General features: G+C 72.7%; 14 protein-coding genes. 9 read left to right on the top strand and 5 right to left on the bottom strand.

Features of this window, described 5'->3' with window-relative positions:
* Positions 1–19: 19 nt before the first annotated feature.
* Positions 20–1,132, bottom strand: coding sequence for a sensor histidine kinase (locus tag AMA02S_RS00295; protein WP_067449762.1), 1,113 nt, complete (start codon positions 1,130–1,132; stop codon positions 20–22).
* On the bottom strand, positions 1,129–1,791 hold the full coding sequence (locus AMA02S_RS00300) for a response regulator (protein ID WP_067449764.1): 663 nt from the start codon (positions 1,789–1,791) through the stop codon (positions 1,129–1,131). The genes AMA02S_RS00295 and AMA02S_RS00300 overlap by 4 nt, the downstream gene beginning before the upstream one ends.
* Before the next feature lie 149 nt (positions 1,792–1,940).
* Here AMA02S_RS00300 and AMA02S_RS00305 point away from each other — a divergent pair, with 149 nt between their 5' ends.
* Complete coding sequence (locus AMA02S_RS00305) at positions 1,941–3,113, top strand: DUF418 domain-containing protein (RefSeq protein ID WP_067449765.1); 1,173 nt, start codon at positions 1,941–1,943, stop codon at positions 3,111–3,113.
* A 21-nt stretch (positions 3,114–3,134) separates the two neighbouring features.
* Here the strand turns inward: AMA02S_RS00305 and AMA02S_RS00310 are convergent, their stop codons facing one another.
* Positions 3,135–4,328, bottom strand: coding sequence for a saccharopine dehydrogenase family protein (locus AMA02S_RS00310; RefSeq protein ID WP_067449766.1), 1,194 nt, complete (start codon positions 4,326–4,328; stop codon positions 3,135–3,137).
* 59 nt (positions 4,329–4,387) lie between these two features.
* On the opposite strand from AMA02S_RS00310, the gene AMA02S_RS00315 reads away from it, so the two are divergent.
* The gene (locus AMA02S_RS00315) at positions 4,388–4,891 is read left to right on the top strand and encodes a hypothetical protein (protein WP_157430280.1); all 504 of its coding nucleotides are present in this window, start codon (positions 4,388–4,390) and stop codon (positions 4,889–4,891) included.
* On the opposite strand, the gene AMA02S_RS00320 is transcribed toward AMA02S_RS00315, so the two are convergent.
* A complete protein-coding gene (locus AMA02S_RS00320; RefSeq protein WP_084264368.1) occupies positions 4,794–5,828 on the bottom strand; it encodes an alpha/beta hydrolase family protein in 1,035 nt (344 codons plus the stop codon). The two genes, AMA02S_RS00315 and AMA02S_RS00320, sit on opposite strands and share 98 nt — an antisense overlap.
* A 45-nt stretch (positions 5,829–5,873) precedes the next feature.
* Here AMA02S_RS00320 and AMA02S_RS00325 point away from each other — a divergent pair, with 45 nt between their 5' ends.
* From AMA02S_RS00325 to AMA02S_RS00350, 6 genes are all read left to right on the top strand, one after another.
* A complete protein-coding gene (locus tag AMA02S_RS00325) occupies positions 5,874–6,719 on the top strand; it encodes a PaaX family transcriptional regulator C-terminal domain-containing protein (RefSeq protein WP_067449771.1) in 846 nt (281 codons plus the stop codon).
* A gap of 99 nt (positions 6,720–6,818) precedes the next feature.
* Entirely contained in the window at positions 6,819–8,351 is a 1,533-nt protein-coding gene (locus tag AMA02S_RS00330; RefSeq protein WP_067449772.1) for a TIGR02677 family protein, read from the top strand.
* An 11-nt stretch (positions 8,352–8,362) separates the two neighbouring features.
* Positions 8,363–9,526 carry a TIGR02678 family protein gene (locus AMA02S_RS00335; protein WP_067449773.1) on the top strand — a complete coding sequence of 388 codons (1,164 nt, stop codon included), beginning with the start codon at positions 8,363–8,365 and terminating at the stop codon, positions 9,524–9,526.
* Positions 9,523–13,587 (top strand): TIGR02680 family protein, encoded by a 4,065-nt coding sequence (locus AMA02S_RS00340; protein ID WP_067449774.1) that lies wholly within the window; start codon positions 9,523–9,525, stop codon positions 13,585–13,587. The genes AMA02S_RS00335 and AMA02S_RS00340 overlap by 4 nt, the downstream gene beginning before the upstream one ends.
* Entirely contained in the window at positions 13,584–14,825 is a 1,242-nt protein-coding gene (locus tag AMA02S_RS00345) for a TIGR02679 family protein (protein ID WP_067449775.1), read from the top strand. Before AMA02S_RS00340 ends, AMA02S_RS00345 begins: the two co-directional genes overlap by 4 nt.
* 25 nt (positions 14,826–14,850) lie before the next feature.
* Positions 14,851–17,031 carry a hypothetical protein gene (locus AMA02S_RS00350; protein ID WP_157430281.1) on the top strand — a complete coding sequence of 727 codons (2,181 nt, stop codon included), beginning with the start codon at positions 14,851–14,853 and terminating at the stop codon, positions 17,029–17,031.
* Positions 17,032–17,252: 221 nt separating this feature from the next.
* Here the strand turns inward: AMA02S_RS00350 and AMA02S_RS00355 are convergent, their stop codons facing one another.
* Positions 17,253–18,806 (bottom strand): MFS transporter, encoded by a 1,554-nt coding sequence (locus AMA02S_RS00355; RefSeq protein WP_084264369.1) that lies wholly within the window; start codon positions 18,804–18,806, stop codon positions 17,253–17,255.
* Between the two features lie 116 nt (positions 18,807–18,922).
* Between AMA02S_RS00355 and AMA02S_RS00360 the strand changes: the two genes are divergently transcribed.
* Complete coding sequence (locus tag AMA02S_RS00360; RefSeq protein WP_067450109.1) at positions 18,923–19,366, top strand: MarR family winged helix-turn-helix transcriptional regulator; 444 nt, start codon at positions 18,923–18,925, stop codon at positions 19,364–19,366.
* Positions 19,367–19,434: the final 68 nt, after the last annotated feature.

Raw genomic sequence — 19,434 nt, forward strand, 5'->3', positions numbered from 1 at the left:
GCGGCCGCGCCGGTGCTGGTCAGTGGGACGTGACTGGGAGGTCGAGGCGAAGGTGGTAGCCGTCGTCGGAGGTGGGGCCCGCTTCCAGGGCGCCACCGAGAAGTTCGGCGCGTTGGCGCAGGCCGATCAGGCCGTGATGCGCGCTGGGGAGGGGAAGGGCGGGCCTGGTCGGGGCGGTGTTGGTAACGGCAGTGCGTACCTTCCCGTTTCGCTGCCGGACCTCGACCCTGGCGGTGGAGCCAGGGGCGTGTTTGCGGACGTTGGTCAGCGCCTCCTGCACCGTACGGTAGATGGCCCGCTGCACCGGGGCCGGGAGGTCGCCGGCCAGGTCGATCTCCAGGTCGGCCTCGATGCCGCAGCCGGCGACCAGAGCGTGGAGCTGGGCGAGGGTCGGTTGCGGGGTCAGCTCCGTGGGCGGGCTGCCGGAGGCGCGCAGCACGCTGACCATGTGCCGCAGTTCGTCCAGGGTCTGCACGCTCAGCCGCCGGATGGTGGTCGCGGCATCCTTGGCGTCCGGATCGCCGGTGCTGACCTGGAGCGCGCCGGCGCGGACCGCGATCAGGCTGACCTGGTGGGAGACGACGTCGTGCATCTCGCGGGCGAGCTGGGCGCGTTCCTTGGCCAGGACGCTCTGCGCGGCGAGGAACTGCTCGTGCTCGCGTACCTCGGTGATCTCGGCCAGCCGGGCGGCGAGGTCGCGGCGGGCCTGGACGAGCTGGCCAAGCAGGGCCGGGGCGGCGCCCAGCGCCAGCCCGTAGCCGAGGGCCGGCACGTCCGAGACGGCCACGATGGCGCCGATCTTGGGCGCCGGCCAGGGCACCATGTAGCAGCCGGCGAAGGCCACCGCGCAGACCGCCAGCAGCGACCGGCGGCGCGTGTGCGCCGCCAGCGCGTACATGGCGATCAGCGTGGCGGCCACGGCGGACGAGGTCAGGGCGGCGGGCATGGTCAGGATGAAGGCGGGTAGCGGCGCGCGGCGGCGCAGCAGCAGGGCGCACGAGGCGAGTGCGGCGCTCGCGGTTTCGGACCGCACGTCGAGGTCCACCTGAATCCACGCGTCGAGCAGCGACACGGCGACGAAGCCCACGTCCAGCAGGGGGCCGGGGATCGTGCGCCGGCCGCCCGTCCTCACGTGCCGTCCCCATCATCCGGGGCGAGCAGCCCGGCGCGGTCGGCCAGCAGCGCGGCCTGGACGCGTCCGCCGACCTCCAGCTTGGCGAGGATCGCGCTGACGTGATCTTTCACGGTCGACGGGCTCAGGTGCACCCGGGCCCCGATCTCGGCATTGGACAACCCCTCGGCGACCAGCGCGAGCACGTCCCGCTCCCGGCCGGTCAACCGTGCCACGGCGCGGACGGCCGGCGCCTGGGACCCGGCGTCCAGATAGCCGTCGACGACCGTGCGGGTGACCTTGGAGGACAGTGCGACTCCGCCGCCGGCGAGGGTGCGTACCAGGTGGGCCAGCTGTTCGGGGTCGGTGTCCTTCAGCAGGAACCCGGCGGCGCCGGCCCGCAGCGCACCGGCCACGAACTCGTCGGTGTCGAACGTGGTGAGCATGGCCACCACGGGGGGATCGGGCAGCCGGCGAACGGCGGCGAGCACGGTCAGCCCGTCGACGTCCGGCATGCGGATGTCGAGGAGCACGATGTCAGGGCGGAGCTCCCGGACGGCGCGCAGCGCCTCGCCACCCGCGACCGCGCCGACCGTCTCGATGCCGTCGGCGGCGTTGAGGATGTGGGTGAAGCCGGAACGGATCAGTGCCTCGTCATCTACCACAAGCACGCGGATCACTGTCGTTTCCTACCACGCCTCATGTGAGCGGGCCCGGCCACGGCCATGAACACCCGCCGGACGGCGGGGGTCGGTCCGGCCGACCGGCCGGGCGCCTCTGGAAGGGCAGCGGATGGGATCGGCCTCACCGGATCGCGACAGTCGACTGTATGACGCAGGAGACTCCCCTGGCCGAGCGCGATGCCTCGGCGACAGAGAAAGTCGCTCCGACGACCGGCCGTCTGCTGGGCATCGATCTGGCCCGTTGCCTCGCGCTCTTCGGGATGTACGCGGCGCATGTCGGTCCGGACCCCTCCGACGGAGGGGCGACGGGCACGCTCGTGGAGTTGACGCATGGCAGATCCATGCCCTTGTTCGCGCTGCTCGCCGGAGTGACGCTGGTCGTCATCGCGGGGCGCACCACACCGAAGACCGGCCGTCCCGGCAGGCAGGCCGCGGCGAAGATCATAATTCGCGCGGCGATCCTGCTGGTGCTCGGCACCGCGCTGACCATGACCGGAACCTCGGTGGAGGTGATCCTCGCCTACTACGGCGTGTACTTCCTGCTCGCCCTGCCGCTGATCCGGCTCCGCGCCCGGACGCTGGCCCTCATCGCGGCCGGGTGGGCGCTGTCCGGTCCGCAGCTCTCGTACGTGATCCAGGGTTTCCTGGACGGCCCCGCGGACAGCGGCATCGATCCGCTCGACCGGCTGAGCGGCGATGGCTTCCTCGACCTGCTGTTCACCGGCTCCTACCCGGCGCTGACCTACCTGCCCTTCTTGATCGCGGGAATGGCCGTGGGCCGTCTGGACCTCACCTCGGCGACCGTCCGCGTTCGGCTGGCGGCACTCGGCGGGTTCCTCACGGCGCTCGGATACGGCGGATCATGGCTGGCCTTCCAGCTCTTCCCGAATCTCATGGCGGCGACCGAGGCGCCGTCGGCCTGGTGGTCCGATGTCGACGGCGATCCGGCCGGCGGAGCCGCCTGGCTGCTGACCGCCGCACCGCACAGCGAGACCACCCCCTGGGCGGTCGGCAGCACCGGCGCGGCGCTCATGGTGCTCGCCGCCGCGTTGGCCGCCGTCGACATGCTCCCCTGGCTGCGCCGCCTGGCCACCCCGCTGATCGCGGTCGGCGCGATGTCGCTGACCGCGTACGTCGCGCACATCGTCGTGCTCCTGCCGCTGGGCACCGACGACCTGCCGTCCTGGCCGCCGCACCTCCTGCTCGGCTTCATCGGCGCCGTGACCGTCCCGGCGTTCGTGTGGTCCCGGTACTTCCGGCGCGGCCCGCTGGAGTACATGGTCCACTCCGCGACCAAAGCGAGCCGGTACGTCCGATGACGCGCACCGAGGGGGTACCGGCTATCCGCGCGCAACCGGCTGGTCTTCGATCATCACCGTGACCGGCGCCGCGTGCTCCGTCAGGTCGGCGAAGAACCGGGCGGTGTCGATGGCCGCCTCGGGCGGGTGGACGCCGGGGCAGTCGACGGTTCCGTCGACCAGTTGGGACAGCCCCAGTGCGGCCGGGAGCCCGGTGGCTTCGGCCATGTCCTTCAGGAGCGCGGTCGAACCGGTCAGATGGGCCAGGACCGTGGTCTCCCTGCCGTCCTTCGTCCCGGTGGCGGCGGCGAAGAACAGCGGCAGGGAACCGGGCCCCTTCAGCCTGGGGGCGCGCAGGGCGGCCTGAAGAGCGTGCCGCAGTGTGGGTCTGGCGAGGTTCGCGGCCGCCGTCTCGTTGGTGAGCCGGCCGCTGTCGATGTTCCTGCGCAGCACGTCCAGGTAGGCGACGGTCCCGGGCGTGATGACCATGAGGTTGGCCGAGTCGCCGGACGGGCGGAAGCTGCGCCGCAGGGTCACGGGCTCGGGATGCCCGACGGTGTAGGCGGTGCCTTTGCGGCCACCGGGCAGGTCGAGCGTGACCGGCCGCAGTGGCGGCCGCCGCACAGTCTGCCCGTCGTTCACCTCGGCGATCGTGCCGCTGATCTGCTGCATCCAGTGCACCGCGGCGGCGCTGGGGCGCCCGCCGGGTCCGTCCAGATCGGTGTCGCCGGCACCGGAGCCGGGAACATCGACCGGCCAGGCGGTGTGGATGTCGGTCACGACGTCGAGGCAGGACACGGCCCTCGCCGCGAGCAGGTTGCTGATCCCGGGGCTCGCGCCCATGCCGACCACGGCGCGCACACCGGCCGCGCGGGCGCCGGCGTCGAGGTCGAGCATCGGCAGGGTGGCTTCCCAGTCATCGCAGATGTCGATGTAGTCGGTGCGGGTGCGGATCGCCGCTCGCAGCACGTCGGGGCCGAACCGGTAGTACGGACCGACGGTGTTGAGGACGATGTCCGCCCCGGCGAGCATCGCGTCCAGCTCGACCTCGTCGGTGACGTCGACCTTCCGAGCCCGCAACGTGACCCGGGAACCCGCCAGCTCGCGGACGAGCCGCCGGGCCGCGTCCAGATCACGGTCAGCGACGGTGATCTCCCTGACACCGGGCAGGCTGGTGGCGATGCGGACCGCGACCCGGCCCATCGCGCCGGGCCCGCCGAGGGCAAGGATCTTCACGGGCTCCTCCTTCGGTGATCACAACTTCAACGTTCGTTTCAGCTACGATCGTGTAGACCATGAGCGAATTGATCATGCTGTTCCGCGAGCGACCGGCGAGCCGACTGATCGTGGCCGAGGGGGCGGGGGCCCTGCTGTTCGCCGCGATGGCCCTACCGGTCTCGACACCGGATCAGCGCAGGGTGCCCGAGTGGGTCCAGCTCGTCGGCCTGGCGATGCTCGTCGGCCTCTACGGGACCGCGGTGCACACCTGGCGGGCTGTCATGGTCCGCGGGCTGCGCCCGGATCCGGCGATGCGCCGGCGGATCCGCGACGAACGGCGGCTCCATGTGCTCGTGCTGTGCTATCCGATCCTCATCGCGCTGCTCCTCCCGATACCCGACACCTGGACGATGTTCTGGTTCTGGCTCACGCTCGCCAGCGCGGTCGGCGGCGCGGCGTCACTGATCCGCCTGGTCACCGCGGTCAACGGCCGCCCTCTTCCAGATAGCGCCGCTGGTCACGCAGGTACCCCGGGACGAACAGGGACCTGGGCGCGGCGATGGCGACCACGACGGTCTTGACGGTGGAGTCCTCGACGTCCTTGCGCACCAGCGCATGGGTGGCGTCCGGATAGCGCAGGATCCGCAACTGACCTGGCATACGCACGTGCCGGCGATATCCGGCCTCGGTGTCGGCGACGTCGACGTTGATGTCGTGGCCCGCCAGGACCAGCAGCACCGGCACCCGTACCGCGGCCAGGTCGGCGGACGCGTCCGAGGTGTGGTTCTTGGCTATGAACGCCCACCGGTCCCGCGAGATGCCGCTCACATCACCGCCCGCGGCCTTGTAGCGCTCGTAGGTCTGGCCGGTCCGGAACGCGCTGCGCTCCCTGTCGCTCTGAGCGATCCTGGCCGCGGTCTCGCTCGGCGAGGCGTGCCGGGCGCGGAGTTCGGCGAGCAGGTTGTACCGGCCCTGCCGGAGCCAGTTGATCGCGGGTGAGACGGCGACGACGAACCGCACGTCGGGCGACTGCCTCGCCACCTTGGGCATGACCCAGCCCGCCTGGCTGGCGCCCCACAACCCGATCCGGTCGGGGTCGATGTCAGAGCGCCGCTTGGCCCACTCGATCGCCGCGACCGTCTCGTCGGCCCGGTCCTGCATGCTCTGGTGCAACCAGTTGCCCGGCGCTCCGTCCACGCCCGGCTTGTTCCAGGACAGCGAGGCATAGCCGGCCTTGGCCATGGCCTCCCAGATGGGCCGGTAGAAGGTGTCCTGGGTGGCGTCGGCCGGCCCGTCGCCATGGACGAACACCACCAGCCCGTACGGCCCGCGGCCGTGCGCCGGCAAGGCCAGCACCCCCTGAAGCGGCTGCGCGCCACCGGTGATCGTGACCTTCTGCTCCGCGAGGTCGTAGTCGTTCTGGTAGACCACCCAGCCGGCCGCGGCGGCGACCAGCACCAGTGCGGCCAGCAGCGGAACCCAGATCCGCTTGCGCACGTCCGCCTCCTTTTCGTTCATATCGAATACGATCGTTGCAAAAACGAGCGTACTACAATTGCCACCATGCAGGAGATACCGAGCCGGGTGCTGGTGGAGGCGATGGTCCGCGCGGACGGCACCGTGGACTGCGGTGACCTCTACGCGGTGGCGGGGATTCTCGGGATGACCGACCAGCAGGTGCGGCTGTCCATCAAGCGGCTGGTGACCGACGGCCGCTTCGTCCAGGAGGGACGCGGGCGCAAGGCCACCCTGCGGGCGACCACCGAGACACGGCGGTCGATCGAGCCCGACATCGAGTTCGTGCGGCTGATGTACCAGCAGGACCGCGGCGAGGCCCCGTGGGACGGGATGTGGCACCTGGCGGGGTTCGCGATCCCGGAGCAGGAACGGCCCGCACGGGACGCGCTGCGCGAAACGATCGTTCGACTGGGCGGCGCCCCCGTGCAGGGCGGCCTGTACGCCTCGGCCAACGCCTGGGAGGAACTGATCGAGGCCGAGGCCGCCAGGCTCGGCGTCCAGGCTCACCTCACCCTTCTCACCAGCCGGGATCTGCGGATCGGAGGGGAGGCCGACGCTCAGGCCCTGGTCCGCGGGCTCTGGCCACTGGACGAGATCGCCGAACGGCACACCCGCCTCATCGAGGTCGCGGCGGAGCGGCTGACCCGGCTCCGGACCGATCTACCGGAGGCCGAACGGCTGACCATCGTCATCGAGCTGGCCGCCGAGTTCACCCACGCGATGGAACCCGACCCGCTGCTCCCCCCCGAACTGCTTCCGCAGCCCTGGCCCGGGACGAAGGCACGCGATCTGGTCGCGCAATGCTGGGCGCAGGTGCTCAGCAAGCCGCACCACAACACGCCGCGGCTGTTCGAGGTCTACATCGACGCCGCACGACCCATCACGGCCTGACCCCCGGTCGCCCTCGTCCGCCCGGCGGCATGAGAGGAATCGTCCGCGAGTGTGGCGGAGTCGGTACGTTCCGCTGCGTCCGGGGGTGACAATGGAGCGATGGCGAATCCGGGCTCGGGGGAGGTAGGGCCGCAGCCGTTCGCGTATCTCAGCGCTCCGAACGCGGCTCTGTATCGGGACGTGCTGCGCTCGTTCGCGCGGGCGAAGGAACGGTTCATCGTCCATCTGCGTCCGGAGGACGTGGCGGCCGAGTTGCGGCGCGACAGCGACGAGCAGCTCACCCAGGCGCTGGAGAAGCTCGTCGAGTGGGGCAACCTGCGGGCCGACGCCGACACCGGCCGGGTGACCTCCGTCGAGGACTTCCACCGCAAGCGGTTCCTGTTCCAGCTCACCGCGGCCGGTCACGCCGCCGAGCAGGCCATCGCGTTCTACGAGGAGGCGATCGGGCAGCGCGGTGTGCTCCAGTCGGTGGCGCTCGCCGACATCGCCGACCAGCTCGCGGCCCTGTCGGCGCTGGCGGGCGAGGACGACCCGGATCCGGCCAAGGTCCATCTGCTCCTGCTGACGCTCGCGGACCGGTTCTCCTCCCTGGCCGACAACGCGCAGGCGTTCATGTCGTCGCTGCGGCGGGCGATCGACTTCTCCGACGGCGACATCGAGGGGTTCATCGCCTACAAGGAAAGGCTCATCGACTACGTCAACCGGTTCATCGCTGATCTCGCCAATTCCGGCGCGCACATCGCGAGGCTGCTGGACGAGGTCGAAGCGCGCGGCCACGAGCGTCTGCTGGGCCTGGCGGCGGGACGGGAGGCCTCCGACGCGGTCCCGGACGGCGCGGACGCCGCCGAGGCGTTCGGCCGGGCCGAGGCGGGTGCGCTGGAGTCGTGGCGCAACCGGTGGCGTGGCCTGCGCGACTGGTTCGTCTCCGGGGGCGCGGATCGCCCGTCGCAGGCGCGGCTGCTGCGTCAGTCCGCGGTCACGGCGATCAAGCAGCTGGTCGACACGGTGGGGCTGCTGAACGAGCGCCGCTCGGGCCGGTCGGACCGGTCGGCCGACTTCCGGACGCTGGCACGCTGGTTCGCCGAGGTCCCCGACGAGGCGGCGATGCACCGGCTGTGGCGGGCGGCGTTCGGGCTGACGTCCGCGCGGCATCTCACCGTCACCGCCGCGACGGTGGAGGCGTGGGAAGGGGCGCAGGGCGCGCCGTGGGCGGACGCACCGCCGGTGCGGATCTCGCCGCAGCTGCGCCGCACCGGTTCCTACGAGCGGCGGGGCAGGCCCAACCGCGTCCAGGACCGGTCGCAGATGCGCAGGCTGCTGCGCGAGCGCGCCGACCAGGAGGCCGCGGAGACGGCGGCGGCGCGGGTCCGGTTGCGTACGTCCGGGAAGGTCCTGCTGTCGGATCTGGGCGTCTTGGACCGGCGGGCGTTCCGGCTGTTCCTGTCGCTGCTGGGGGATGCGCTGGCGGCGCGGCTGCCGGGCGACACCGAGGTGAAGGCGGTCACCGGCGACGGGTCGATGGAGGTGCGGTTGGCCCTGGTCCCGGACGGCGGGCAGGTGCGCATCATGACGGAGGACGGCGTGCTCAGCGGGCCTGAGCACCTCATCGAGATCACGGACCTGCATGAGTGACACGGATGTGTATGAGTGACGACGACACCGCGCGGCGGCGGGCGGCGCTGCGGGCCCTGCTGCGGCGCCCGTTGCTGACCGCCGAGTCCGATCCGGAGGAACTCGTGCTGGTCCGCCGGTATCAGGCCGAGTTGCGCGACTGGCTGAGCCGGGAGACGGGCTGGCGGCTCCAGGTGCACGCCGAGTCGGCGCGGCTGTTCAAGACCGCGCCGACCTTGGACGACGGCACGCATCCGGCGCGCGGTAAGGCCGGGGAACCGTTCGGGCGGCGCCGTTACGTCGTGCTGTGCCTCGCGTTGGCGGCGCTGGAGCGCGCCGACGCGCAGACGACGTTGGGCCGGCTCGCGGAGGAGGTGCTGAACTCCGCGGCCGAGCCGGATCTGGCGTTCCCGTTCACGTTGGACAGCCGGGCGGAGCGCTCCGACCTGGTCGCGGTGGTGCGGCTGCTCCTCGGATGGGGCGTGCTGCGGCGGGTGTCGGGGGATGAGGAGTCCTACCTGTCGGCGACCGGGGACGTCCTGTACGACGTGCGCCGGGTCGTCCTCGCGGTGTTGCTCACCGGGACGCGGGGACCGTCCACCGTCACCGCGGCGGGGTTCGAGGAGCGGCTGGCCGAGCTGACCGACGAGCCCGTGCCCGATACCGACGACCTGCGGAACCGAGCCTTGCGGCGCGCCCTGACCCGCAGGCTGCTGGAAGATCCCGTGGTCTACTACGACGACCTGGACGACGCCGAACGCGCCTACCTGGTCTCCCAGCGCACCGCGATCACCCGCCGGATCGAGGAGGTGACCGGGCTCGTCACCGAGGCCAGGGCCGAGGGCGTCGCGATGGTCGATCCCGACGACGAGCTGACGGACGTGCGGATGCCCGAGCAGCGCACCGACGGGCATGTGACGTTGCTGGTCGCCGAGTACCTGTCGGCGCGGGACGGCGCCGGGTGGGATGAGCTGGTCGCGTTCGTCCGGGACGCGGCGGAGCGGCACCGGTCGTTCTGGCGCAAGGGCGTGACCGAGCCCGGCGCCGCGGAGGAACTGCTGGGCATCGCGCTCGGGAAACTGGCGGCGCTGCGGCTGGTGGAGGTGCTGCCGGGCCGGGTCCGGGCACGTCCCGCGATCGCGCGCTATGCCGTGGGGGAACCGACCGTCCGGGAATCGAGGAGGGCCACGCAATGACAAGCGCACCCGTTGCGACGTCGGAGCGCTGGAAGCCGCTACGGGCCGGGCTCGTCGACATGTTCTATTACGACGTCGAGGAGTTCCGGTTCCATGACGGGCGGCTGCTGTTGCGCGGCAACAACGGCACCGGCAAGTCGAAGGTGCTGGCGCTGACGCTGCCGTTCCTGCTGGACGGCGAGTTGTCCCCGCACCGGGTCGAACCCGACGGCGACCGGCAGAAACGCATGGAGTGGAATCTGCTGCTCGGCGGCAGGCACCCGCATCCCGAGCGGCTCGGCTACACCTGGCTGGAGTTCGGCCGCCGGCATCCGGACGGCACCGAGGAGTACTGGACGCTCGGTTGCGGGCTCAAGGCGGTGAAGGACCGCGGCATCGTCCGGCACTGGTTCTTCGTCACGACCCGCCGTGTCGGTGTCGACCTCGCGCTGGTGTCGGAGGGGGGCGTGTCGCTGACGCGGGAGAAGCTACGCGAAGCGGTGGACGGTCACGGCCTCGTCTACGACCGGGCGTCCGATTACCGGCGGGCCGTGGACGAGGCGCTGTTCGGGTTGGGCGAGCATCGCTACGAGGCGCTGGTCAACCTGCTGATCCAGCTGCGGCAGCCGCAGCTGTCGAAGAAGCCGGACGAGCGGCTGCTGTCGCGGGCGCTGACGGAGGCGCTGCCGCCGCTCAGCCCCACGCTGATCACCACCGTGGCGGAGGCGTTCCGTGGCCTGGACGAGGAGCGGGACGCGCTGCACGCCTTGGAGGACGCGCACAAGGCCGCCACCGACTTTCTCCGGCACTACACCAGGTACGCCCAGATCGCGGCGAAACGGAAGGCGGCCGGGCCTCGCCTCACCCAGAGCCGCTACGAGCACCTGAACCGGGACATCACCGAGGCGGAGACGCAGTTCACCGCGGCGGAGACCGAGCTCACCGAGGCCGCGCGGGTGCTGGAGGAGCTGGCGAAGGAGAAGATCCGGCTGGATGCGCGCCGGGAGGCGCTCGAAGCGAGCCCGCAGATGCGTGACGCCAAGCGCATCGAGGAGATGGGCGAGGACGCGCGGCGCCGGGCCGCGCACGCGAAGACGCGTGAGCGCGACCGCGACGAGCTGTCCGGCGAGGTGGTGCGCAGGCAGGCCCGTGCCGAGACGGCGCGATCACGCGCGGCCGAGGCCGCGGCGTCGTTCGGGGCCGTCCGGGATCAGTCGGCGGCGCTGGCGCAGGTCGCCGGCTGCGGTCCGGCCCACGCGGAGGCCATGGACGGGTGGGAGACCGATCTCGCGGGGGCGCGCCGCGTCACCGGCGCGCTGGCCGACGACCGGTCCCGTGCCCTCGCCGAGCTCGACCGGCTGATGTCGGCCGTCACCGCCGCCCGGACCCGGCTGGAGGCCGCCACCGCCGAGGCGGAACGGCTCGTCGGCGAGGTTCAGGCGGCGTCCGAGCGGATCGACGAGGCGGAGGCGCAGACGAGGGCGGGTGCGGCGGCGCTGCTGGACGACTATGTCACCTACCTCGCCGGACTCACCGAGATCCGGGTGGACGATCCCGATGTGCTGCTGGCGGAGCTGGAGGGATGGGCACAGGCCGCCGACGGCCCGAATCCGGCCGCGACCGCCGTGGACGACGCCGCGCGCAAGGCGACCGCGTCGCTCGGCGGGCGCGTGGCCGATGCGCGGTCCCGGCTCCGTGACGAGCGCGCGGCGGAGAACGCACTGCACGACGAGATCGAGCGGCTGGAGTCCGGTGGGCACGACGTCCCGCCCGTCCCGTACACACGTGCCGGCTCGCGTGAGGGCCGGCCGGGCGCGCCGCTGTGGAGGGTCGTCGACTTCACCGACACCGTGCCCGCCGACCACCGGGCCGGGCTTGAGGCGGCGCTGGAGGCCGCCGGCATCCTGGACGCCTGGGTGACACCGGACGGCGCCCTGGTCGGAGACGATGACACGTTCGTGCTCGGCGGCGAGCCCGTCCAGGGACCCTCGTGCGCGCTGGTGCTGCGCCCCGCGATCGACCGCGCCGACCCGGGGGCCGCCGCTCTCGGCGACGACGCCGTGCGGGCCGTCCTCGCCGGGCTGGGGCTCGGGCCGGGCGCGCGGACCTGGGTCGCGGTGGACGGGCGCTGGGCCAACGGGGTCCTCGGCGGCTCCTGGCACAAGGACGGCGCCGGTTTCATCGGCGAGGGAGCCCGCGAGGCGGCCCGCCGCGACCGCATCGCCCGGCTCCGCGACGAGCTCGCCGAGGCCCGGGCCCGGATCGCGGCGCTCGGCACGGAACTGGACGATCTGGCGGCACGCCAGGAGCGGCTGGCCACCGAGCACCGCGGAATCCCGCGCGACACGGACCTGCGCGAAGCGCACGTCCGGCTCGCCGGAGAGCATCGCAGGCGGCGTGAGCTGGACGTCGAGCAGACCCGCGCGGACGGGGTCGTGACACGCCGTCGCGACGAGGTGGCGACGGCGGCGGGGCGCGCCGCCGAGTTCGCGTCGGACGTGGGCCTGCCGACCGGCGACACCGAACTCGCCGAAGTTCGCGAGTCGGTCTCGGGCTACCGGCTGGCGCTCGCCGAACTGTGGCCCGCCGCGCGGGAGTCGCTGTCGGCGCGGGAGGCGGCGCGGGAGGCCGCCGAGGACCTCGAACATCTCCGGGTCCGGCTGGCGGAGGCGGCGGAGCTGGCCGCGGAGGCGCGCGGGCAGGCCGACACGGCGGCCGAGCGGCACCGGGCCCTGGTCGAGACGGCGGGCGCCGCCGTCGACGAGCTCTTCCGGCAGCTCGAACAGGTGAAGCTGGGCCTCACCGAGCGGGCCGGCGCCGAGTCGGCGGCGCGCGCACGGGAACGGTCGGCGCTGGAGGAGCGCGGCAAGGCGCAGGGAAGACGCGACCGGCTCCGCGGCGAGATCACCGAGGCGGCCCACGTCCGCGACGAGGCCGTCGCCGCGTTCCGGGCGTTCGCCGCGACGGGCCTGCTCGGCGTCGCCCTACCCGGGCTGGACGTTCCCGACCCGGCGTTGGAGTGGGCGCCCAAGCCCGCGGTGCTGCTGGCCCGCACCGTCAACACCGAACTGGAGGCGCTCGACGACGGCGACGGTCCCTGGGACCGCGTGCAGAAGAAGGTGACCGAGGAGCACAAGCTGCTGTCGGACGCGATGTCCCGGCACGGCCACTCGGTCGGCCTGACCCTGCGTGAAGGGATCATGGTCGTGGACGTGCTGTTCCAGGGCCGCGGCCGGGACGTGCCCGGCCTCGCGGGTGCGCTGGAGGCCGAGACGGCCCAGCGGGCGCGGCTGCTGTCGGCACGCGAGCGGGAGATCTTGGAGAACCACCTGCTGAACGAGGTCGCCGGCACCCTTCAGGAGCTCATCACCGCCGCCGAGGACGAGGTCCGGGAGATGAACGCCGAGCTCACGTCCCGCCCGACGTCCACCGGGATGCGGCTGCGGCTCGTCTGGAAGGCCGCCCGGGACGCACCGGACGGGCTGGACCGTATCCGCGACAGGCTGCGACAGACGATCGACGCCTGGTCGGCGGACGACCGCGCCGCCGTCGGCCGGTTCCTCCAGGAGCAGATCGCCCGCGAGCATGCCGACAACCCCTCGTCCGGCTGGACCGAGCAGCTCACCCGGGCGCTGGACTACCGGTCCTGGCACGCGTTCACGATCCAGCGGCTCCAGGACGGGCAGTGGCGTCCCGCGACCGGGCCGGCGTCCGGCGGCGAACGCGTGCTCGCCGCGTCGGTCCCGCTGTTCGCCGCCGCGTCCGCGCACTACAAGTCGGCCGGCAACCCGCACGCGCCGCGCCTCGTCGCGCTGGACGAGGCGTTCGCCGGCGTCGACGACGACTCGCGCGCCAAGTGTCTCGGGTTGCTCGCCACCTTCGACATGGACGTGGTGATGACCAGCGAACGCGAATGGGGTTGCTACCCGCAGGTGCCCGGCCTGTCGATCTGCCAGCTGTCCCGGCGGGACGGCATCGACGCCGTCCTGGTGACGCCGTGGCGCTGGGACGGCCGGGAGCGCGTCCGCGCCGACGTGCCGGACCCCGAGCCCGCGACCGGGCAGGCGGACCTGTTCGGATGACCGACACCGACCGGCTGCGGCGGCTGCTGGGCGGGCCCGACACGGCCTGGCTCGTCAGGCGTGTCCGGCAGCGGCTGGAACGCGGCGGCGCGCTCACCGGGACGGTCACCTTGGCCGGGGCCACCCCGTCCCAGCGGCGGGCGGTCGAACTGCTGCTGGGACGCCGGGCCGGCGTCGGTGCGTCGTTGTCGGTGTCCCTCACGGAGGTCGACCGTGTCCTGCGGACCAGCGGGGCCTGCGCCGGCGGGCTGGCCGCGGCTGTGGAAGCCCTGGACGGCCCGGTGCGCGACCTGGCCCGCGAGCACGCCGAGAGGGCCGCCGGCTGGGCCGCGGCGTTCGCTCCGCTGGACCAGGTGCTCGCCTCCCGCCCGGAGCTGGCCGAATGGCGTGAGCGGCTGGACTCCTCCGGTCTCGTCCGCCGTCTGACGTCCGGCTCCGAGGAGGCCGCCGAGATACTGCGGTGCCTCGCCGCGGTCGTGCGAGACCTGCCCGCCTCGGGTGTCCCGCTGGGCCGGTTCGCCGTCGAGACCTGCGGTAACGCGCACGCACTGGACGACGGGCGCCCTCTCGCCACGCTGGCCGTCTCCGGTGCCCGCGCCGTCGCCGGCCTGCCCTTCCGTGCGGACGGCGGCGCCGGGTCCCGCCGCGACACCTGGGCCGCGGTGGGCGTCCACCTCGACGAATTGTCCTCGACGGCGCTGTGCTTGGGACTGCCCGGCGATGCCGAGACCGCGACCGGCCGGATGCTCGCGGCCATGCGGGGCGAACCGGTGTCACTCACCCTGCGCCAGCTCCGGCGCCACCTCGCCCCGATGCGGGCGGGCCTGGTGCGGGTCTGTGAGAACCCCGTGGTCCTCACCGCCGCGGCCGATGCCCTCGGCCCGGCCTGCCCGCCCCTGGTCTGCTGCAACGGGCGTCCGTCCGCCGCGGTCTGGCGGTTGCTGGAACTCCTCGCCGAGGGGTCGGCCGAGTTCGCCTACCACGGCGACTTCGACTGGGGTGGAGTGGCGATCGCGGTGTCCGTCCGGGACCGCTGCGGCTGGCGCCCCTGGCGCTACGATGCCGCCGCCTACCGCGAGGCGGTCTCGGACACGCCCCTGACGGGACGCCCCTCCCCCACCCCGTGGGACCCCTCCCTGGTCAAGGCGATGACCGAACGCGGCGTACGTGTCGAGGAGGAACAGGTCCTGCCGGATCTCATCGCCGACCTCCGGAAGTCGAAAGTGACGGGTCGATGACTGTCCGTTACCTTAGGGTGGGCTCGTGGAGCCGTTGCCGCCGCCCCCTGCGGCCTATGTCGATCATTTGCGGTCGCTCTCGGACGCGCAGCTCGTGGCCATGCTGGACGAGCACGATCTGGCCTACAGCGCTCCCGTGCCCGCGACGTTCGAGGAACTCGCCGCGGCGCTCGTCCGGCGGCGGCTCCGGGGTTTCTTCGGGACGGCGTTCAACCGGTTCGAGGAGGAGGTCCACGACGCACTGATGATCCTCGGGGCGCGTCCGGTGCCGCTGGACGAACTGGGCCGTCTGCTGGGGCCCACGTGTGACGCGGCGGCGCTGAAGCGGGTGGTGGACCGTTTCCGCGCCTCGGGGCTGGCCTGGGAGAACGACGCCGGCGTCCACCTTCTGGAGGCGCATCTCGCACCGCAGGACGGGGAACGCACGAAGCTCTCGGGGCTGGGGCGGCCGATCCGACGTCTGCTGGCCCCGTACGACCGTGCTCAGCTGTGGCCGGTGCTTGACGCTCTCGGGCTGACCGAGGGGGACGGGGAACCGGTCGAGCGTGTCGCCGCCGCGTTCGCCGATGCCGACTGGGTGCGCCGGCATGTGGCGGGGCAAGGGGAAAGGGAACGCGCGCTGCTGCACGGGCTCGCCGAGAGCTCGCGCCCCACGTGCTGGGTGTACGGCGACGAGTTCTCCACCTACGACCGCGAAGAACTGTTCGAGCGGATCGGTGTGACCGGTGCCCGTGATTTCGTCCTGGCCCTGGCCGGGCAAGGGCTGCTCGGCGTGACGACGACCATCGGTGACCCGGTCGACTTCACCGCCAGATCGCTGGGGGCGGAGCTGCCTCGCGAGGTCGGGATGGCGCTCCGGGGAGACTCACCGTACGGCCGGCTTCATCCGCATCCGCCCGAGTTGCAACCCATCGACGTCGGGGCGTCCCAGGCCGACCGGGCGGGGGCCGCCGCAGTGTTCACCCTGCTCTGCGCGGTGGACCGGCTGCTGGCGCACTGCGCCGCCGACCCGCCCGCCAACCAGCAGCGGCACCAGGCCGCCTACGAGCGGGAGCCGCGCCCCCATCACGGCGTCAACGGCCAGGAGATGGACCACCTCACCGGCTGCGTCGGCCTCTCCTACGATCTGGTCTCGCTGTTGCTGGAGATCGTCGCGTGGGCCGATCTGCTCGCCCTCGCCGCGGACGAGACGGTCTGGCTACCCACGCCCGACTACGACATCTGGCGGGCGGCCGCGCCCGCCGAACGCTGGTACACGCTGGCCGAGGCGTGGCTGTCCATGGGGCGTCTCGCCGGACGCGAATCGGCGTACGATCCCGAATTCCACGAGCCGAAGACCGTCCTCGGGCCCCATCTGAACGCGCCGGCGGCGGCCCGGCGCCGTCCGCTGGAGGTGCTCGCCGAGTTGGAGACCGGGCAGGGGGCGTCCATGGACCGCGTCTGCGCCCTGCTCGACTGGCGGGGGCCCTTCACCACGGTCGATGGGAAGGAGCGTGTACGGCTCACGCTTCAGGAGGCCGAGGTGCTGGGCGTCGTCGGGAACGGCGCGCTGACGGCGTTCGGCCGTGCCCTGCTCGACGGTCGCCGCGACTACGGGCGGTTGGAGGCCCTGCTTCCCACGCTCCTTCAGCAGGGCGGGCGCCCCCGGCCGCGCTCGGCCGCGACGCTCGGTGACCTGCGGGCGCGCCGCCGCGGCTTCGTCCGCCGCGCCGCCGTCCGCGCGGAGGACGACCAGGTCCCGCACCGGTTGCGCTTCTCCGGGCTCTCCGACTTCTGGAACCCCGACCACGCCGAACTCGCCCTCGTCGTGCACGCCCTGCGCCAGGCCGATCGCGGGCGGGGCCGCCCGGCGCGCGAGCCGCGGCGGGTCGCCGAGCTGCGCGCCGCGGCGGCCTCCTGGCATGGCGGGACCCGTTGGCTGGAGATCGCCGATCCGCGGGGGCGGCGCTACCGGTTGATGGCCCGCGTCATGCTCGTCACGGGCGGCGTCGTCGCCGCGGTGGAGGCCGTCGACGGCCTGTCGTTCACCGTCCCGGTGAAGTGGGTCAGCGGCGTGACGGTACCGACGGACGAGGAGGCGCGCGCCCACAGCGCCTACCGGTTCCGCCCCGTCAAGCGGTTCCCCGACCCTCGGCGGCCACCCGATCCCTGGGGCGACGACCTGACCGACGAGTTCGACTCATGGTTCCAGCCGACGAGGCCATGAGGGTCGAGGTCAGGAACACCTGCCCCGTGCCGCCCGCGCCCTGCCGCGCCTCCCGCCGGTAGGGGCCGAACTGCCGGGATCACCGGGATGCAGGAGTTCCATGTGCCATCCGTCGCTGGGCCTGACGCGTCCGGGATTTCCAGCAGAGATGAATCTTCTTTCAGCAGCGTCCAGCGGGCGGCGTGACACAGAGCATGATCGAGCCTGGCGCGGCCGTCCGTTCAGACGCGGTCGGCGGCGGGCTCGTCCCGTTCCCGCTCGGGCGCGGCCACCGGTTCCGGCGCACCGGCCGGACGGAGGGCGACCGCCAGAACGACAGCTCCGGCGAGGGCGATCACCATGGTCCACAGGCTGGTCACGTGCATCGCGTGCATGAAGGCACGGTCGGCCGCCTCGGCGAGGCCGGGCCGGTGCGCGGCGGCCGCCGCGTGCCGGGCCTGCTCGGCGGAGATCCTCGCCTGGTCCCGGACGGGAGCCGGTGCTGCGGTCAGGGCGTCCTCGATGCCGCTCCGGTAGACGATCGACATGATCGTGCCGCCCGCCGCGATGCCGAGCACGCTGCCGGTCTGCCGGACGGTGTTGTTGACCGCCGAACCGGCTCCGGCGCGGTCCAGCGGGATGGCGCTCATCACGGCCGTGCTCACCGGGGCGATCACGGTTCCGATCGCGAGCCCCTGGACGAAGGACAGGATCTCGGTCCAGATCAGCGGGGTGTGCAGGCCGAGCAGGCTCCAGCAGCCCATGGCGAGGCCCGCGACGGCGAGCCCGGTGACCGTGACCGGCCGCGGGGAGGAACGGGCGACCAGCCGGGTCGCCAGCGGCGCGCCGAGCATCACGCCCACGGCGGCGGGCAGCGCCCCGGCCAGCCCGGCGGCCAGCGGGGAGTAGCCGCGGGCGCCCTGGAGGTAGAAGGCGGCGTAGAAGGTGCTCGCGGTCATCGCGAGGAACAGCAGGCCGAGCGCCGCGTTGCCGCCTCCGAAGATCCGCTGGGTGAGCAGCCGGGGGTCGAAGCTGGGCTGGTGGATCCGCGTCTCGACGGCCACGAACACGGCCAGCAGGACCAGGCCGCCGGCCACGGGGACCGCCACGTCCCACCGGACCCACGCGGCCACCTGCCCGGCCCGGATCAGCCCGTACACCAGCGCGGCCAGGCCGCCGGCCGACAGCAGCAGCCCGGCGAAGTCCAGCCGGCGCGGCGTCCGGCTCCGGAAGTTCGGCACCACCCAGCCGATCGCGGCCACCGCCACGATGACGATCGGCACGTTGACGAGGAACACCGAGCCCCACCAGAAATGGTCGAGCAGCACTCCGGCGAGCACCGGCCCGGCCGCGATCCCGACCCCGGCCGAGATGCTGACGGCGCCGAACGCCCCGGCGCGGGCCGGGCCAGTGAAGGCCCAGGTCAGGATGGCCGTGGTGGCGGGCACCGCGAGGGCGCTGCCCACTCCCATCACGGCGCGGGCCGCGATCAGCTCGGCCGCGCTGGAGGCGTACGCGGCCCACACCGACGAGAGGCCGAAGACGACCATCCCGACGAGCAGGACGGTGCGGTGGCCGAAGCGGTCGCCGAGCGCCCCGGCGGTGAACATCAGGGTGGCGAAGACGAGCGTGTAGGAGCCGACCGCCCACTGGAGCTCGCCCGGCGTGGCGCCGAGCCCGCGGTCGGGGTCGGCGAGCCGGACGAACGCGGTGTTCAGGATGGTGTTGTCCATCCAGATGACGATCGGGGAGAAGACGAGTACGGCGAGGATCAGTCGCTGCCGGGTTCCGGCCATCGCATGCCCTTACGGAGGTAGCCTTATTGTCAGGTTCTTGACGACTTGGCACAGCATGCCAATTCGTCAGGAACCTGTCAAACTCCGGCGCGTGCTCGCATGGGAGAGTGGAGCGGGTGGGAAAGTACCTGAACACCGACGGCGCGCTCGCCTTCCTGGTCCGCAGCGCCTGGCTCGGCATGCGCGCCGCCATCGGCACCGAACTGGAGGAGTTCGGGCTCTCGACACCCCAGTACGCCACGCTGATGATCGTCCAGGACCATCCTGGGCTGTCGAACGCCGACATCGCGCGCAAGGTGTCGAGCTCCCGGCAGTCCGCCAACGAGATGCTCTCCGGGCTGGAGCGCAACGGGCTGATCCAGCGGCTGCCGCATCCGGGCGACCGGCGCACCCAGCAGATCCAGATCACCGAGGCCGGGCGGGCGCTGCTCGAACGGGCCCGGATCGCCGTCACCCGCCGCGAGGCCGAACTGGAGAGCGGGTTGGACGAGCAGCAGCGGGCGGCCTTCCGGGCCTGGCTGGAGGGGATCGCCGAGGCCTGCGTCCCGGACGACGGCTGACTCCGCGCAGGTAGCGGGCCCAACGCCCTTCCGATCGAGGGCGTTTGCCGGTCGAGGGCCGGGTACCC

Source organism: Actinomadura macra NBRC 14102 (genome assembly GCF_001552215.1).
GTDB classification, from domain to species: domain Bacteria; phylum Actinomycetota; class Actinomycetes; order Streptosporangiales; family Streptosporangiaceae; genus Spirillospora; species Spirillospora macra.

Coding starts and splice junctions, on each gene's coding strand:
- AMA02S_RS00340 (WP_067449774.1), top strand. CDS start 9,523: ATGACAAGCGCACCCGTTGCGACGTCGGAGCGCTGGAAGCCGCTACGG.
- AMA02S_RS00325 (WP_067449771.1), top strand. CDS start 5,874: ATGCAGGAGATACCGAGCCGGGTGCTGGTGGAGGCGATGGTCCGCGCG.
- AMA02S_RS00345 (WP_067449775.1), top strand. CDS start 13,584: ATGACCGACACCGACCGGCTGCGGCGGCTGCTGGGCGGGCCCGACACG.
- AMA02S_RS00335 (WP_067449773.1), top strand. CDS start 8,363: ATGAGTGACGACGACACCGCGCGGCGGCGGGCGGCGCTGCGGGCCCTG.
- AMA02S_RS00315 (WP_157430280.1), top strand. CDS start 4,388: ATGAGCGAATTGATCATGCTGTTCCGCGAGCGACCGGCGAGCCGACTG.
- AMA02S_RS00305 (WP_067449765.1), top strand. CDS start 1,941: ATGACGCAGGAGACTCCCCTGGCCGAGCGCGATGCCTCGGCGACAGAG.
- AMA02S_RS00355 (WP_084264369.1), bottom strand. CDS start 18,806: ATGGCCGGAACCCGGCAGCGACTGATCCTCGCCGTACTCGTCTTCTCC.
- AMA02S_RS00330 (WP_067449772.1), top strand. CDS start 6,819: ATGGCGAATCCGGGCTCGGGGGAGGTAGGGCCGCAGCCGTTCGCGTAT.
- AMA02S_RS00320 (WP_084264368.1), bottom strand. CDS start 5,828: ATGAACGAAAAGGAGGCGGACGTGCGCAAGCGGATCTGGGTTCCGCTG.